This window comes from Microbacterium shaanxiense (assembly GCF_054779995.1).
In genome coordinates, this window is record NZ_BAAGXE010000003.1 from 414235 (window position 1) to 429252 (window position 15018).

Annotated in this window: 14 protein-coding genes and 1 riboswitch; of the genes, 6 read left to right on the forward strand and 8 right to left on the reverse strand. The window is 67.3% G+C overall.

Annotated features, from left to right (window positions below):
- Nucleotides 1–13: 13 nt before the first annotated feature.
- Together ACYVG2_RS11570 and ACYVG2_RS11575 are read right to left on the reverse strand one after the other, a co-directional pair.
- The gene (locus ACYVG2_RS11570; protein ID WP_448964359.1) at nt 14–847 is read right to left on the reverse strand and encodes an SDR family oxidoreductase; all 834 of its coding nucleotides are present in this window, start codon (nt 845–847) and stop codon (nt 14–16) included.
- A 25-nt stretch (nt 848–872) separates the two neighbouring features.
- A complete protein-coding gene (locus ACYVG2_RS11575; RefSeq protein WP_460781113.1) occupies nt 873–1634 on the reverse strand; it encodes an SDR family NAD(P)-dependent oxidoreductase in 762 nt (253 codons plus the stop codon).
- A 97-nt stretch (nt 1635–1731) separates the two neighbouring features.
- On the opposite strand from ACYVG2_RS11575, the gene ACYVG2_RS11580 reads away from it, so the two are divergent.
- The 3 genes from ACYVG2_RS11580 to ACYVG2_RS11590 all read left to right on the forward strand — a co-directional run bounded on the left by ACYVG2_RS11580 (nt 1732) and on the right by ACYVG2_RS11590 (nt 3695).
- On the forward strand, nt 1732–2091 hold the full coding sequence (locus tag ACYVG2_RS11580; protein WP_460781114.1) for a DUF488 domain-containing protein: 360 nt from the start codon (nt 1732–1734) through the stop codon (nt 2089–2091).
- 138 nt (nt 2092–2229) lie between these two features.
- Nucleotides 2230–2508: an AbrB/MazE/SpoVT family DNA-binding domain-containing protein gene (locus ACYVG2_RS11585; protein ID WP_426187824.1), complete on the forward strand. Its 279-nt coding sequence runs from the start codon at nt 2230–2232 to the stop codon at nt 2506–2508.
- Nucleotides 2505–3695 (forward strand): macrolide family glycosyltransferase, encoded by a 1191-nt coding sequence (locus tag ACYVG2_RS11590; protein WP_460781115.1) that lies wholly within the window; start codon nt 2505–2507, stop codon nt 3693–3695. The genes ACYVG2_RS11585 and ACYVG2_RS11590 overlap by 4 nt, the downstream gene beginning before the upstream one ends.
- A 60-nt stretch (nt 3696–3755) precedes the next feature.
- On the opposite strand, the gene ACYVG2_RS11595 is transcribed toward ACYVG2_RS11590, so the two are convergent.
- Nucleotides 3756–4898, reverse strand: a complete 1143-nt coding sequence (locus ACYVG2_RS11595; protein WP_460781116.1) for a hypothetical protein — start codon at nt 4896–4898, stop codon at nt 3756–3758.
- A 139-nt stretch (nt 4899–5037) separates the two neighbouring features.
- Between ACYVG2_RS11595 and ACYVG2_RS11600 the strand changes: the two genes are divergently transcribed.
- A complete protein-coding gene (locus ACYVG2_RS11600) occupies nt 5038–5763 on the forward strand; it encodes a phosphotransferase (RefSeq protein ID WP_460781117.1) in 726 nt (241 codons plus the stop codon).
- A complete protein-coding gene (locus ACYVG2_RS11605) occupies nt 5760–6155 on the forward strand; it encodes an MmcQ/YjbR family DNA-binding protein (protein WP_460781118.1) in 396 nt (131 codons plus the stop codon). The genes ACYVG2_RS11600 and ACYVG2_RS11605 overlap by 4 nt, the downstream gene beginning before the upstream one ends.
- A 96-nt stretch (nt 6156–6251) precedes the next feature.
- On the opposite strand, the gene ACYVG2_RS11610 is transcribed toward ACYVG2_RS11605, so the two are convergent.
- From ACYVG2_RS11610 to ACYVG2_RS11620, 3 genes are all read right to left on the reverse strand, one after another.
- Nucleotides 6252–7043 (reverse strand): energy-coupling factor transporter transmembrane component T family protein, encoded by a 792-nt coding sequence (locus ACYVG2_RS11610; RefSeq protein ID WP_460781119.1) that lies wholly within the window; start codon nt 7041–7043, stop codon nt 6252–6254.
- Nucleotides 7040–8497, reverse strand: a complete 1458-nt coding sequence (locus tag ACYVG2_RS11615; RefSeq protein ID WP_460781120.1) for an ABC transporter ATP-binding protein — start codon at nt 8495–8497, stop codon at nt 7040–7042. Before ACYVG2_RS11615 ends, ACYVG2_RS11610 begins: the two co-directional genes overlap by 4 nt.
- Nucleotides 8498–8499: 2 nt before the next feature.
- Nucleotides 8500–9141: an ECF transporter S component gene (locus tag ACYVG2_RS11620; protein ID WP_460781121.1), complete on the reverse strand. Its 642-nt coding sequence runs from the start codon at nt 9139–9141 to the stop codon at nt 8500–8502.
- A riboswitch (TPP riboswitch) is annotated at nt 9132–9243 on the reverse strand. (Overlaps the previous gene by 10 nt.)
- A 114-nt stretch (nt 9244–9357) precedes the next feature.
- Between ACYVG2_RS11620 and ACYVG2_RS11625 the strand changes: the two genes are divergently transcribed.
- A complete protein-coding gene (locus tag ACYVG2_RS11625) occupies nt 9358–11013 on the forward strand; it encodes a D-alanyl-D-alanine carboxypeptidase (RefSeq protein WP_460781122.1) in 1656 nt (551 codons plus the stop codon).
- 27 nt (nt 11014–11040) lie between these two features.
- Here the strand turns inward: ACYVG2_RS11625 and ACYVG2_RS11630 are convergent, their stop codons facing one another.
- Both ACYVG2_RS11630 and ACYVG2_RS11635 read right to left on the reverse strand, forming a co-directional pair.
- On the reverse strand, nt 11041–13200 hold the full coding sequence (locus ACYVG2_RS11630; protein WP_460781124.1) for an ABC transporter ATP-binding protein: 2160 nt from the start codon (nt 13198–13200) through the stop codon (nt 11041–11043).
- Nucleotides 13197–14924, reverse strand: coding sequence for an ABC transporter ATP-binding protein (locus tag ACYVG2_RS11635; protein WP_460781125.1), 1728 nt, complete (start codon nt 14922–14924; stop codon nt 13197–13199). The genes ACYVG2_RS11630 and ACYVG2_RS11635 overlap by 4 nt, the downstream gene beginning before the upstream one ends.
- Nucleotides 14925–15018 lie beyond the last annotated feature (94 nt).

Genomic DNA, 15018 nt, shown 5'->3' on the forward strand with positions numbered 1-15018 from the left:
GCGCGCGCCGGTCTCAGCCGAGGAAGATGTCCGGGAAGAGCCGGTCGTCCGGTGTGCCGGGTACTGCGGCATAGCCGGAGAAGTCGGTCACGCCGTCGGCCTCGAGCACGTCCTCCACGATCAGGCTCTGACCGGTGTAGTCGGCAGCGGTCTTCGTGAGGACGGCGTACGCGGCATCCGCATAGATCTGCGGCGTACGGCTCGCGGCCATCACCTTGTCACCGCCCAGTAGATTCTGCACCGCGGCCGTCGCGATCGTCGTGCGCGGCCACAGCGTGTTGGCGGCGATGCCGTCGGCGGCGAACTCCGCAGCGAGTCCGAGCGTGACCATGGTCATGCCGAACTTCGCCAGCGAGTATCCGGTGTGCGCACCGAGCCACTTCGGTGTGGGGTTGAGCGGCGGCGACAGAGACAGGATGTGCGGGTTCGACGACTCGCGCAGCTGGGGGATCGCGGCACGCGAGAGCATGAAAGTGCCGCGGACGTTGACGTCCTGCATGAGGTCGTACTTCTTCGCGCCGAGATCGAGTGAACGCGACAGGTCGATGACGCTGGCGTTGTTGATCACGATGTCGATGCCGCCGAACTCGCCCTGCGTCTTCATGACCGCCTCGGTGATGTCGTCGTCCTCGCGCACGTCGCCGACGATCGGCAGTGCGTTTCCACCCGCGGCCGTGATCTGCTCGGCGGCGGTGTGGATCGTGCCCTCGAGCTTGGGATGCGGGGTGTCGGTCTTGGCGAGCATCGCGATGTTCGCGCCGTCCGCTGCCGCGCGCAGCGCGATCGCCAGTCCGATGCCGCGGCTGCCGCCCGACATCAGGATCGTCTTGCCTGCGAGGTTGGTCATGCTGCTCCTTCTTGTGCGTTCAGTTCTACTTCGGTGCCATCCGGATCGCGCCGTCGAGGCGGATCGTCTCACCGTTGAGATAGTCGTTGTCGATGATGCTCATGGCCAGGGCGGCGTACTCGGCGGGTCGGCCGAGTCGCGCAGGGTAGGGCACCTGCTGCCCGAGGGACTCCTGCGCGGCTTCGGGCAGGCCGGCGAGCATCGGGGTCTCCATGATGCCCGGTGCGATCGTGCACACCCGGATGCCGTGGCGGGCGAGCTCGCGCGCGATCGGCAGCGTCATGGCGTGCACGCCCCCCTTCGACGCCGAGTACGCCGGCTGCCCGATCTGCCCGTCGAACGCGGCGACGGATGCGGTGTTGATGATGACGCCGCGATCGCCCGAGTCGGAGGGTTCGTTCTTCGCGATCACGGCGGATGCCTGCGAGGTGACGTTGAATGTGCCGACGAGGTTGATGCGGACCACGCGTTCGAAGTCCGCGAGTACTGCGGGCTTGCCGTCGCGATCGAGCACCTTCGCGGGTGGTGCGATGCCGGCGCAGTTCACGACGATGCGCAGCGGAGCCGCGGCGTTCGCGGATGCCGCGGCAGATGCGGCATCGTCGGGACTCGTGACGTCACCAGGGGCGAACGTGCCGCCCAGTTCTGCGGCCAGCTCCGCGCCCTGAGATGAAGGAAGATCGAGCAGCGTCACGTGCGCGCCGGTTGCGGCGAGCGCGCGGGCGGTGGCGAGGCCGAGGCCTGAGGCGCCGCCCGTGATCAGTGCTCCGGATCCCTGGACCTGCATGTGTTCTCCTTCGAACGGGTGTGCAACTCAGTTCCAGCATACGCAGTTCTCAGTTCCACCCTGGCGTCGCGGTGCGAACAGGTGTTGGGTGGAGGGTATGGAACTGCGTCGCAAGCGAGCCTACGACAACGCCGAGGCGGCTGACGGGTTCCGTGTGCTGGTGGACCGGCTGTGGCCGCGAGGCCTGGCGAAGGAAAGGGCTGAGATCGATCTGTGGGCCAAGGACACCGCTCCCAGCCCCGACCTGCGCAAGGCCTGGCACGCGGCATCCGACGATGACTGGGGCGTATACGCCGACCGCTATCGCGCGGAACTGGGGAATGAGACCGCACCCGCACTCGAAGAGCTCGCGGCCGAACTGAAGCAGCACGGAGTCGTCACCCTCGTCTACGCCGCACATGACGAGGAGCACAACCACGCGGTCGTGCTCCTGGCAGCGTTGCGGCCGCTGCTGTGACCGCACTTGCTTGTTCACAACTCCTCAAGTTTCGCTGACATGCGGTGCCCCCGGCGAACAAGTCGGCGTTCTGCAACCATTTCTTGGGGAGTTGTGGGCGCACCACCTCGTCACGACGACATGTATAACATGTATTCCATGTCAAAGACCAGTGGTGAGTTCGAGAGCTCTGAAGCCGATCACGCCCTCTCCGGCCCGGGCGGACGGATGTTCTACGGCGCCGTGACCGTCGGCGAGAGAGGTCAGGTCGTGATTCCCGCACAGGCCAGGCGTGACCATGACATCGCGCCGGGCGACAAGCTGATCGTGCTCGGTAGTCCGGACGGGTTGGCGCTCATGGGTGCTGATCGTCTGCTCGACCTCCTGGGCGACACGACGGTGCTCGCGGATCGGGTACGAAGAGTGGCACGGTCATGAGCCGCATCCTCTTCATGGGGCCCCACGGGCACGGGCACGTCACTCCGATGCTCGGCCTCGCCGAGGAACTCGTCACTCGTCGTCACGACGTCGTCTTCGCAGCTCCGGGCGAATATGAGAAAGGCGTCGCCGCGAGCGGTGCATATTTTCACCGCGTGCGGTCCGAGTGGGAATCACTCGATGCTGACTCGATCCCTCAGATGCATGGTCGAGAGATGGTCCGCGCCATGGGCCTGCTGCTCGACGAGACGAAGGCGATGGTCGCACAGCTCGCTGACCAGCCGCGCCCCGACCTCGTGGTCCACGACGGGACGCTCGGATGGTGGGGACGGATCCTGGCACACCGCTGGAACGTCCCGTCGGTCGAGACGTGGCCGAACTTCGTCGGGAACAAGCATTGGAACATGAGCCGCTATGTGCGGATCAACCCGTTCAGCCCGAGATTCCTCCTGACGATGCTCCGTATCGGCCGGTACATTCGTTCCGAGGGGATCCCGGACGTCGGCGCGTTCATGCAAGGACGTTTCGCGGCTGCGCGGATCGTGACGCTACCGCGGTCGTTCCAGCCGCGGGATGAGACCTTCCCCGACCACGATTTCGTCGGGCCCATCATCGCGGACCGATCGTTTCAAGGCGAGTGGAAGGCTCCCGCGCCGGGCGTGCCCGTCGTTCTCGTGTCGCTCGGGACGGCGTACAACAATCAGCCCGAGTTCTTCCAGATGGTCGCGGAGTCGGCGCGTGAGCGCCCGTGGCATGTCGTGATGGCGGTCGGCAACCAGGTCGACATGGATGGCTTCGGTGACCTCCCACCGAACGTCGAGCTGCACCAGCGGGTGCCCCAACTTGCCGTGCTGAAGCGCGCCCAGGCATTCGTCACCCATGTCGGAATGGGGAGCACCCTCGAATCCCTTGCCCTGAAAGTACCGATGATTGCTGTTCCGCAGATGGCGGAACAGCAGGCCAACGGTGACCGCATCCGCGACCTCGGTCTCGGAGAATCGCTCGGTCACACGGCGCTCACACCCGACGCGCTCTGGAATGCGATCGACCGCGTCTCGCGCGACGGGCAGATCGCACAGCGACTCGCCGACATGAGCGCCGAGATCGAGGCGTCGGGCGGCGCCAAGGCAGGCGCGGATGTCGTGGAGCGGATCCTCACGACATCGTCACGGAACTCACGGCGATAGGACTTGGGCATGATGACACCCTTACAGCGGCGCCTCACAGCACCACAGGTCAGGTGTCGCCTATCCGTTCAGTGCACCTGAGAGTCCTTCGCGGATGCTCGGCCAAGGTCCCGACGCGGCGTCCGAGCGACGAGCCATGGCGTAGCCCCAGGTCGCCAGGGCGAGCAGTGGTCCCCACAACCAGAACGGGAACATGAACAGGGACACGACAACGTCGCCGACGCTGCCGCCGCTCAGCGCGACCTCGATCGTCGGCAGTATCAAGTCGACGCCGCCGACGGTGAACAACGCCGCGACGATGGATGCCGGAACCACGGCGAGCGAGATCGGCACCGGGCGTCCCCCAAGACCTGCCATCCACCGCGGGAAGCGCTGACCCCATGGACGGATGAGCCCGAGTGTCAGCACGCCACCAGAGAGCATCGCAGCACCGAGGCTGAGCCCGATGAGAAGCGTGCCCGTTTCCTCGGCGAAATCGATCCCGCTTGGTGCAAGCAGAGGCCAGGGCGTCAGCCACGACGCCCGAGCGATCGAGTACGGCAAGGCGCAGCATGCGGCGACGACGGTGACCGCGGTGCGATGGCGAAGCAACCACTCGGCGAAGGAGCCGCGATGCGCAATCTCACGCATCACCGATCGAGTGATGAGGGCAACCGCTGCAATCAGATATACGACCGCGTACAGCAGCCAAGGGAGTTGTCGGACGAACGCGGGCCCGAGCCCGCCCACGACAGCTGCGCCCCTCAGCCCTACGAACACCCATGTCGCGATGGCAGCGATCACAGCGATCACGACCACACCCCACAAGGGATTGCGCCACACGAACAGCGCACTCAATACGACGACGCCGACGACGACGAACGCCACGAAGGAGTAGCCGGCGATCGGGATCAGCTCTCCGGGAGTCAGCAGAATCATGACGGCAGCGACGACGACGACCGCGATTCGCAGCACCATCGGCGCCTGACCGGTGCGCGTTGCGGCGGGCTCGAGCAGTCCGACGGCGAGGCCTGCGAGGCCGATAGCGAGGCCGAGCGTCGCCTCCACCGCGTCGGGAAGCACTCGCCCAGCAAGCCCAGGAGCCGCACCCTCTACCCAGTCAAGTGAGCCGGGGATGATGAGGCGGACGCCGCCGGCGATGGTCAGCACGGACGAACAGAGGACGACGACGAACGTCAGGAGACGATGGGTGCGCAAAGTCATGGCTTCACGGTACGAGCGCGGCACCGTCGCGAGCATCACCTACTGAGGTGGTCGTGCCTCACCCGCGCGAGTGAGCTTTCATTCGAGTTGTGAAGGCGACAATCAGGAAGATCGGGGCGATGACCGAGAGAATGGTCACGTGAGCATCCCCTCCACGCACATCGAAGTGCCGCAGCGCGTGCGCGAGCTCGCAGGTCGCGCGGCGCTCGCGCCCGTGTGGCACAACAACATCGGTGGGCTCACGTACCGCACCGACGATGGGCGCTTCATCAAGTACGGTCCCCTCGATGCCGAGGCGAACATGCGCGACGAGGCGGAGCGCATGCGCTGGGCCTCCCGGTGGACCCCGGTGCCAGAGGTCATCGAACAGGGAGAGGATGACACCCACGAGTGGCTTGTCACGGTCGCCGTTCCCGGCGAAAGCGCTGTCGTGGCCCGGTGGATCGCCGAGCCCGCAACAGCTGTGAGGGCCGTCGGTGAGGGTCTGCGCGCGCTGCACGATGCACTGCCGATCGGCGAATGCGCGTGGAGCTGGGGCGTACCCGCCCGAATCGGGAATGCCGAAGCCCGCGGCATTCGCGTACCCGAAGCACTGCACGAGGCGCCGGCCGTCGATCGCCTCGTCGTCTGCCATGGCGACGCGTGCGTACCCAACACCCTGCTCGACGCCGGCGGCCGCTGGCTCGCGCACGTCGACCTCGCCGCACTCGGCACCGCCGACCGCTGGGCAGACATCGCCGTGGCATCCATGAGCACGACGTGGAACTACGGCCCCGGGTGGGACGACGCACTCATCGAGGCGTACGGCCTCGAGCCCGACCGCGAGCGACTGGCGTACTACCGCGACCTGTGGAATGCGACATGACGGCTCATCCGATCATGTTCGAAGATGACGACCCGCTGCTGGCACGGGTCCGAGCCCTCGCGCTGGCCCTTCCCGAGGCCGCGGAGAAGATCAGCCACGGACGCCCGGCGTTCTTCACGCAGAAGGTGTTCTGTTACTTCGGCGGCTCCGTCCGCATCGATCAGGAGTGGGTCGCCCACGATGCGGCGATCATGGTGCGCCCCGACCCCGACGACGATCCGGCACTCCGCCAGGATCCGCGATTCTGGGTGCCGGCGTACCTCGGGCCCTCGGGCTGGCTCGGGATCGACCTCGACGACGACACGGACTGGCGGGAGATCGCCGAGCTCATCGACGCATCATTCCGCGTCACCGCGCCTCGGCGACTCGTGCGCGAGCTCGACGAACGCTGAGAGCGACGTCCAGCGCTACACATTTCGACATCCGCGTCATCGATCGATGTAGCGGATGCCGAAACATGTAGCGGATGGTCGTGGAAAGAGAGGGTCTCAGCTCCAGACGAACCGGAACGTGCCGAGCAACACCGCCGCAGCCAACGCGAGCGCCATGATCACCGCGCCCCCCAGCAGCGCGACTCCGTCGCGGGCGTGCAGACGCGACGGCCGGGCCCAGGTGCGCGGGATGCCGGAGCCGAAGCCGCGCGCCTCCATCGCCATGGCCAGTTTCGTGCCGCGCCTGACCGCGAACACCAGCAGCACGAATGCCATCGAGAAGAACCGCCGGAGCGCACCTCGATCACCGACGCCGCGCGCGCGGCGGGCGAGCCCCATCGTGCGCCAGTCGTCGAGGAACAATCCCAGCATCCTGGTGCCCGCGAGCACGCCGAGCACGAATCTGCTCGGCAGCTTCGCGACCTGGGCGAGGGCGTCCGCGAGCTCGGTCGGGTCGGTGCGCCCGAACAGCAGGATGGTCGGCAGCCCCAGAGCGACGATCCGCAGGCTCACCGCGAGGGCCAGTTGCACCGAATCCGCACTGATCGTCGCGAATCCGAAGCTCCAGTAGATGCGTCCGGCCGGCTCCGCGTACAGCAGCATGCTGAGGCCCGCGATCGGCGCGAAGAAGACGAGCGGCAGCATGCGGCGCAGCACCGTCGACAGCCGCATCCCTGTCAGCGGAAGGCAGAGGAGCTGCAGTCCGATGGCGACGACGCCGCTCACGACGTCGATCGACGCGAACAGCGGCACCGACAGCAGCAGGGCGAGCACGACCTTCGTCACCGGGTTCACCCCGTCGAGCCACGCGCGGTGCAGCGTCTCCCCGATATCGACAGCAGTGCTCATGCGGCGGGCTCCAGAGAGATGCGGTGTCCGCCGAGGTGCTGGATCACACCTTCATCGTGCGTCACGGCGACGACCGAGGTGCCGGAGGCGACCTCCTCCTGCAGCAGGGCGACCAGCTCGATCCAGCCCCTCCGATCCTGACCGAAGGTCGGCTCGTCGAGCACGATCACCTCGGGGGACGCCGCGAGCACGGTCGCCACCGACAGCCGACGCTTCTGCCCTCCTGACAGCGTGAACGGATTCGCGAGGGCGAGGTGCGACAGGTGCAGGCGATCGAGCAGCCCGTCGACGACGGATGCGGTGCGTGCATCATCCCAGCCCAGCGCCTTGGGTCCGACGCCGAGCTCGTCGCGCAGCGTCTGAGTGAGGAACTGGTGCTCCGGCTCCTGGAACACCGTGCCGATGCGGGTGAGCAGCTCGCGCGATGTCCACCGGATCGGGCGGCGACCGCCTCGGCCGGCGAGCGAAGGGGCGGCGACGACCTCACCCGCATGCTCGGCGATCAGACCGGCGAGCGTGAGCGCGAGCGTCGACTTGCCGACACCGTTCGGGCCGGTGATCACTGTCGCACGCGCCTTCGGCACGTGCACGTCGAGCGCGGACTGGACGACGGTGCGCGGGGTGCGGGCGATCGCGAGACCGCTCGCCGAGAGCACCGGCTCGCCCGCGGCGGGAGCGGCGGCGAGCACAGGCAGATCGAGCCTCTCGTCCGGCACCCACACGCCGGCCTCCGCGAGCACTCGACCGTGCTCGGCGAAGACCTGCGCGGGCGCCCCGTCGGCGAGCAGTCCTCCATCGGCGCCGAGGACGATGACCCGCGTCATCAAGTCGACCCACACCGGAGTGCGGTGTTCGACGACGATCAGGGTCGCGCCGGTGGCATCGACGACGCGGCCGACGCTCGCCCGCACCTCGGCGATGCCCTCCGGATCCAGATTCGCGGTCGGCTCGTCGAGCAGCAGCAGCCCTGGCCGCATCGCCAGCACACCGGCGAGCACCAGCCGCTGCTTCTGTCCGCCGGAGAGCTCCTTCGTCGGACGGCGCAGCGGCACCTCGAGACCCACTGCCTCGAGCGCCTCGGCCACGCGTGCGGGGATCTCGGATGCCGGGACGCCGAGATTCTCGCATCCGAAGGCGACATCGTCGCCGACCTTCGACAGCACGATCCCGGCATCCGGATCCTGCATGACGAGCCCCGCCTGCCCGCGCCGCGACTCGGGAGCCGCACCGTCGACCAGAAGCGAGCCGGTCCTGTCACCCTCGTCGGCGTCGCCGAGCACCCCGGCGAGGCCCGCGAGCAGAGTCGATTTGCCCGCCCCTGATGCGCCGAGCAGCAGGACGCGCTCTCCGGGCTCGATCGTGAACGAGACGTCGCTGACCGCGGCGCGTTTGCGCCCGGCGTAGCGCCACCCCCAGCCCACAGCCTGCACACGGGCCGGGGTGGCAGCGGTCATGCTCAGACCTCGCGCGCGAGTTCTCGCCCTGCAGCGAAGCGGCTGAGCGCTCCCGTCTTCGCCAGTGCGCGCACGAGCAGCCAGCCGACGACGCCAGCGAGAATCGCACCCGAGATCGCGACGCTGGTGAGGTAGATGGCGTTGAACTCGAACGACTTGAGAATGTTCGGCGAGCTGCCGTAGAACAGCTCGAACACCCAGGCCGCCGCTCCCGCGCCGACACCGGCGAGGGCCGCGACCCCGAGGCCGAACCGGCGGTACAGGAACAGCGCGAAGATCAGTTCGGCGCCGAGGCCCTGCACGAGACCGGACAGGACCGTGGAGACGCCCCAGACGTTGCCGATCAGCATCGACACGATCGCTGCGACCACCTCGACGACCAGAGCTGCCCCCGGCTTGCGGATCACGAGTCCGCCGATGACTCCGCCGATCAGCCAGATGCCGACGGCGACGCCACCGAGCCCGGGGGTCACCGCATCCGCAGCGCCGAACCAGGCGCCGCCGACGACGTTCCAGCCCCAGAACAGCAGACCGACCGCGACACCGAGGACTGCGGCGACGACGATGTCGACGACGCGCCAGCGCCAGGGATTGGCACCGGTGCCGTTCGATACGGCATCGGGCGTGCGTGTAGACGTGCTCATTTGAACTCCTCCCTGCGCTGGCATGACCCAGATCAGGTTCGACGGTCGAAGCGCTTGTCGCTCCCTCTCAGCCCGGCTCGCCGGACTCCCGTGGTTGTGCAGACGATCTTACCCAGGTTCGAAAGCCCCCGCACCGTCTCCCGCGGTCGCACTGCTCCGCAGCGGTGAGCCCCGCGCCCACGCACGGATTCGCACCGGATTCGATACCGTAAACAAGTGACGATCGATGACGCGACGCCCGATATCGGGGCGCTCACCCGGCGTGAGCTTCGTGCGACCACGGGTGCCACGGGCACCGTGGCCCCGCCGACCCTGCCGTTCAGCGACACCGCGGACGCCTCCGTCGCGGATGCGTCGACCGTTGATCACGTGGCGGAATCCGCGGAAACGCACGCGAACGCGGCAGCTTCTGAAGAGTCGGTCCCCGACGACTCCCCCCTTGACGACATCGAGACGATGACCGACGCGGACTCCACCGTCGCCGCGATCGAGGATCGCCCTTCGAACGCCGCGCAATGGGCCGACGACGAGCAGACGGCGACGGCGTTCACCTGGCTCGACGTCGACGCCGTGGACGAGGCCACCCGTCCTGCCGATCTCGATACCGTAACGATGCGCGAGACCGGACCCGATCTGCTCGCTGATGCACCGCTGCGCCCCGCGCTGCTGCACGCACGCTGGCTGGTGCCGCTCGGCACCCTCGCCGCACTCGTGGTGGCCTACGCGGCGACCGTGCTGCTGTGGCCGCTGCACGAGGTCCCCCCGACCGTGGAAGCCGTGGAGCTCCAGACGATCGCTTCAGAGGTCGCGGCGCCCACCTGGCCGGCCGCGGGCAGCGCCGCCATCAGCGTCGCCGGCGTCTCGTCCGCTTCTTCCGCCGCGGACGCCGTGTCGATCGCCAGCGTGACGAAGGTCGTCACCGCACTGATGGTGCTGGATCGTCTGCCGTTGCAGCTCGGCGAGCAGGGCCCCGAGTTCGCGTTCTCGTACAGCGACAACGTGGAGTACTGGGACTACCGTCGCGGCGATCAGTCCGCACTCGACGTGCCCGTCGACGGCGTGCTGACCGAGTACCAGATGCTGCAGGGCACGTTGCTCGGCTCCGCCAACAACTACATCGATCGCCTGGCCCGTGAACTGTGGGGATCGGATGCGGACTTCGCCGACGCCGCAGCCACATGGCTCACGGAGCGCGGGCTGTCCGGCATCACGATCGTGACGCCTTCTGGCTTCGACGAGGGCAACGTCGCCACGCCCGAAGGGCTGCTGCGCCTCGGGGAGTACGCGATGCAGAACCCGGTCTTCGCGGAGATCGTCGGTACGGTCTCCGCCGACATCCCGGGCGCGGGCGTCGTCACGAACACGAACGGCATGCTCGCCGATCCCGGCGTCGTCGGCATCAAGACGGGAACCCTCGAGGGCTGGAGCATGCTCACCGCGAAGGACGTGACGGTGGACGACACGACCGTGCGCCTGTACGCGGCGGTCCTGAACCAGGGCAGCGACGAGGAGCGCCTCGCGGTGACGCGGTCGCTGTTCGCCGAGGTCGAGAAGACCCTGCAGGACACACCGCCCGCCGTTCCGGCCGGCACCGTCGTCGGTGAGGTCGAGACGCTGTGGGGCGCGCGCGTCGACCTCGTCACCGACGAGGACGCCACAGTGCTGCTGTGGAACGGCGCATCGGCGGAAGCCGGTGCGGCGCTCGCACTGAGTGAGGAGCGCGCCGCGGGGGATCGGGCGGGCACCCTCACCGTCAGCGGTCCCGTCAACGCCTCCGAAGTCGGTGTCTCACTCGCGGACGAACTGTCCGGGCCGAGTCCGTGGTGGCGGCTCACCCATCCGCTCGAGCTCCTCGGCGTCGTGGCCGACTGACGAAGCAGCCGGCCACGACGATCGGGCTCAGGCTCCTGCCTGCTCCTCGGCCTCGGTGTCGCCGCTCGCGACCGACACGGTGTCCGGCGCGTCGGCGTCACCGGTGACGACCACGGGGGTCGTGCCCGTCATGGCCTCCTCGGCATCGATGTCGGTCGCCGCCTGCTCGAACTGCGACTGGTACAGCCGCCAGTAGGCGCCCTGCGCCGCGATGAGCTCTTCGTGCGTGCCCTTCTCGACGATGTCGCCGTGCTCCATCACGAGGATGAGGTCGGCGTCGCGGATGGTCGACAGACGGTGCGCGATCACGAACGACGTGCGTCCCTGTCGCAGCGCGGCCATGGCGTGCTGCAGCAGCAGCTCGGTGCGGGTGTCGACCGCACTGGTCGCCTCATCGAGGATGAGGATCGACGGCTTCGCCACGAACGCGCGTGCGATGGTGATGAGCTGCCGCTCGCCGGCCGACACGTTGGCCGCGTCCTCTTCGAGGACGGTCTCGTACCCGTCGGGAAGCGCGTGCACGAAGCGATCGACGTACGTCGCCTTCGCCGCCTCCAGCACCTCCTCGTCGGTCGCCGATGCGCGGCCGTAGCGGATGTTCTCCAGGATGGATCCCGCGAACAGCCACGGATCCTGCAGCACCATGCCCGTGCGCGAGCGCAGCTCCGACCTGGTCACCTCGGAGATGTCCTGCCCATCGAGCAGGATGCGACCACCGCTGAGCTCGTAGAAGCGCATGATGAGGTTCACCAGCGTGGTCTTTCCCGCGCCGGTCGGACCGACGATCGCGACCGTCTGCCCCGGCTCCACCCGGAACGAGAGGTCGTTGATCAGCGGACGCTCCGGCGTGTACGAGAACGAGACGTTCTCGAACTCGATGACGCCCTTACCGTGTTCGAGGGCGGGTGCGTCCGCGTCATCCGGATCCTGCTCATCAGCGTCGAGGAAGTCGAACACGCGCTCAGCCGATGCGGTGCCGGACTGCACGATCGCCGCCATACCACCCAGCTCACTGAGGGGCTGCGTGAACTGCTGCGAGTACTGGATGAACGCCTGCACGTCGCCGAGACGGAGCTGCCCGCTCGCGACCATCAGACCACCGAGCACGGCGATGCCGACATAGGTCAGGCTGCCGACGAAGGTCATGGCCGGCATGATGATGCCCGACAGGAACTGCGCCTTGAAGCTCGCCTGGAACAGCTCCTCGTTCTCGACCTGGAACTTGTCGAGCGCATCCTTCTCGCGGCCGTAGACCTTCACCAGCGCGTGGCCGGAGAACGCCTCCTCGACGCGGGCGTTGAGGCGACCGACCTTGCGCCACTGCGATCCGAACGCCTTCTGCGAGCGCGGACCGATGACGCCGAAGATCACTCCCATGAGCGGCAGCGCGACCAGGGCGACCAGCGCCAGCTGCCACGAGATCGAGAACATCATCACCAGCACGCCGATCACGGTGAGCACCGAGGTCAATGCGCCGGAGAGCGACTGCTGCATCGCCGTGGTGATGTTGTCGATGTCGTTCGTGACGCGCGAGATCAGCTCGCCGCGCTGCACCTTGTCGAAGTACGAAAGCGGCAGGCGATTGATCTTCGCCTCGACGGACTCGCGCAGGCGCCACATCGTGCGCACCATGATGACGTTGATCACGTAGCCCTGGATCCAGCTCAGCAGCGCGGCACCGATGTAGATCGCGAGCACGGCAACGATGATCCAGCGCAGGCGCTCGAAGTCGATGCCGGCGCCGACCTGGAAGTCGGTGAACGCCGCGACCATGTTGGCGAAGTCGTCCTGACCCTGCGATCGCAGGATCTCGACGACCTGCTCCTGCGAGGTGCCCGCCGGCACGCCGCTGTCGCCGAGGGTCTTGGAGATGAAGCCCTCGTAGATGATGTTGGTGGCTTCGCCGAGCACCTTCGGCGCCGCGACCGTCAGCACGACGCCGATGGCACCGAGGATCGACACGAAGACGAACCACAGCGCTGACGGCTTCAGCAGACCGATCATCCTGGCGAAGCTCTTGCCGAAGTTGTCGGCCTTGCCCGGCGCGACCGCGTCCCAGTCGCCCGAGTTCAGCCTGGCCTGCTCGGCGAGTTCGGCCTCGTACTGCTCTTCTGCGGTGAGCTCACCCGCGACTCCCTGCGCCGTGCTGGTCGGAGCCTCGGCATACGGCTTCTTCTGGTCGCTCATGCGTCCACCCCCAGCTGCGATTCGACGATCTCTCGGTATGTGTCGTTCGTGGCGAGCAACTCGTCGTGGGTGCCGACTCCGACCATCGTGCCGCCGTCGAGCACCACGATGCGATCGGCATCCATGATGGTCGACACGCGCTGTGCGACGACGATCTTCGTCACCCCTGGCAGCTCACGCCACAGCGCCTGCCTCAACCTGGCGTCGGTCGTGAGATCGAGCGCCGAGAACGAGTCGTCGAAGATGAGGACCTCGGGCTGGTGCACGATGGCCCTGGCGATCGCGAGCCGCTGACGTTGTCCTCCGGAGACGTTCGTACCGCCCTGCGCGATGCGCGAATCGAGGCCGTCCGGCATCTCTTCGACGAAATCGCGACCCTGCGCGATCTCGAGCGCATGCCAGAGCTCTTCGTCGGTCGCCTCCTCCCGCCCGTAACGCAGGTTCGACGCCACGGTTCCGGTGAACAGGAACGGACGCTGCGGCACCAGGCCGATGCTCTTCCACAGCGCGTCGACGTCCGCCTCGCGCACGTCGGTGCCGTTGACGCGCACCGAACCGCCTGTGACGTCGAACAGCCGCGGGATCAGCGAGACGAGCGTGGTCTTCCCCGCTCCGGTCGAGCCGACGATCGCGACGGTCTCCCCCTTGTTCGCGCCGAACGATACGCCGGACAGCACGGGCGAGTCGGCACCGGGGTAGGTGAACTCGACGTCTTCGAGCATCACCGTTCCAGGAGCGGTGAAGTCGACGACCCCGTTCTCTGGACGGTGCATGCTCGACTCGGCGTCGAGCACTTCGCCGACGCGCTCTGCGGAGACGGCGGCGCGCGGGATCATCATGGCCATGAAGCTCGACATGATGACGCCCATCATGATCTGGCCGATGTACTGCATGAAGGCGAACAGCGTGCCGACCTCGACGTTGCCCGCGTTGATCTCGACACCGCCGAACCAGATGACCCCGACCACTGTCACGTTGAGGATCAGCATGAACAGCGGGAAGAGCAGCACGAAGAGCGACCCGATCTTGCGGCCGAGGATCATGAGCTCGGTGTTGGTCTCGCGGAAGCGCTCTTCCTCGATCGGCTCGCGCACGAACGCCCGCACGACCCGCACGCCGGTCAGCTGCTCGCGCATGACGCGGTTGATGGCGTCGAGCTGATTCTGGTTGCGCCGGAACAGGGGGACCATGCGGCCGATGACGAGAACCGCGGTGATGAGCAGCGCGGGCACCGAGACGGCGATCAGCCAGCTCAGCCCGACGTCCTGCTGCACCGCCATGATGATGCCGCCGATGGCGAGCAGCGGCGCGGTGACGAACATGGTCGCGCCCATCATCGCCAGCATCTGGACCTGCTGCACGTCGTTCGTGTTGCGCGTGATCAGCGACCCGGCGCCGAATTGCGACACCTCGCGCTCCGAGAAGCCGCTGACACGGGAGAAGACGTCGGCGCGGATGTCGCGGCCGACGCTCATGGCGGCCTTCGCCGCGAAATATGTGGCGATGATCGAGCAGACGATCTGGCCGAGCGACACGAGCAGCATGAATGCGCCGGTGCGCCAGATGTAGCCGGTGTCGGCCTGGGCGACGCCGTTGTTGATGATGTCGGCGTTGAGCCGGGGCAGGTAGAGAGTGGCGAGCGCGCTGGCGAACTGGAACAGCAGTACGCCGACGAGGAGCCATCGGTATTTGGAGAGATAGCGGACGAGGAGTTTTCCGAGCATGAAAGTGTCCTTGTGAAAGAGGGCCGAGACAGCCACAGAACAGAGTGCCACGAAGTTCGGACATTGCACACGACGAATGCGGATTATCCGCTCA

What these genes read in the sequence shown, in the direction of transcription:
- ACYVG2_RS11610 (WP_460781119.1), bottom strand. Translation starts at nt 7,043, where the DNA reads ATGAGCACTGCTGTCGATATCGGGGAGACGCTGCACCGCGCGTGGCTC.
- ACYVG2_RS11580 (WP_460781114.1), top strand. Translation starts at nt 1,732, where the DNA reads ATGGAACTGCGTCGCAAGCGAGCCTACGACAACGCCGAGGCGGCTGAC.
- ACYVG2_RS11575 (WP_460781113.1), bottom strand. Translation starts at nt 1,634, where the DNA reads ATGCAGGTCCAGGGATCCGGAGCACTGATCACGGGCGGCGCCTCAGGC.
- ACYVG2_RS11585 (WP_426187824.1), top strand. Translation starts at nt 2,230, where the DNA reads ATGTCAAAGACCAGTGGTGAGTTCGAGAGCTCTGAAGCCGATCACGCC.
- ACYVG2_RS11590 (WP_460781115.1), top strand. Translation starts at nt 2,505, where the DNA reads ATGAGCCGCATCCTCTTCATGGGGCCCCACGGGCACGGGCACGTCACT.
- ACYVG2_RS11615 (WP_460781120.1), bottom strand. Translation starts at nt 8,497, where the DNA reads ATGACCGCTGCCACCCCGGCCCGTGTGCAGGCTGTGGGCTGGGGGTGG.
- ACYVG2_RS11635 (WP_460781125.1), bottom strand. Translation starts at nt 14,924, where the DNA reads ATGCTCGGAAAACTCCTCGTCCGCTATCTCTCCAAATACCGATGGCTC.
- ACYVG2_RS11620 (WP_460781121.1), bottom strand. Translation starts at nt 9,141, where the DNA reads ATGAGCACGTCTACACGCACGCCCGATGCCGTATCGAACGGCACCGGT.
- ACYVG2_RS11630 (WP_460781124.1), bottom strand. Translation starts at nt 13,200, where the DNA reads ATGAGCGACCAGAAGAAGCCGTATGCCGAGGCTCCGACCAGCACGGCG.
- ACYVG2_RS11595 (WP_460781116.1), bottom strand. Translation starts at nt 4,898, where the DNA reads ATGACTTTGCGCACCCATCGTCTCCTGACGTTCGTCGTCGTCCTCTGT.
- ACYVG2_RS11570 (WP_448964359.1), bottom strand. Translation starts at nt 847, where the DNA reads ATGACCAACCTCGCAGGCAAGACGATCCTGATGTCGGGCGGCAGCCGC.
- ACYVG2_RS11605 (WP_460781118.1), top strand. Translation starts at nt 5,760, where the DNA reads ATGACGGCTCATCCGATCATGTTCGAAGATGACGACCCGCTGCTGGCA.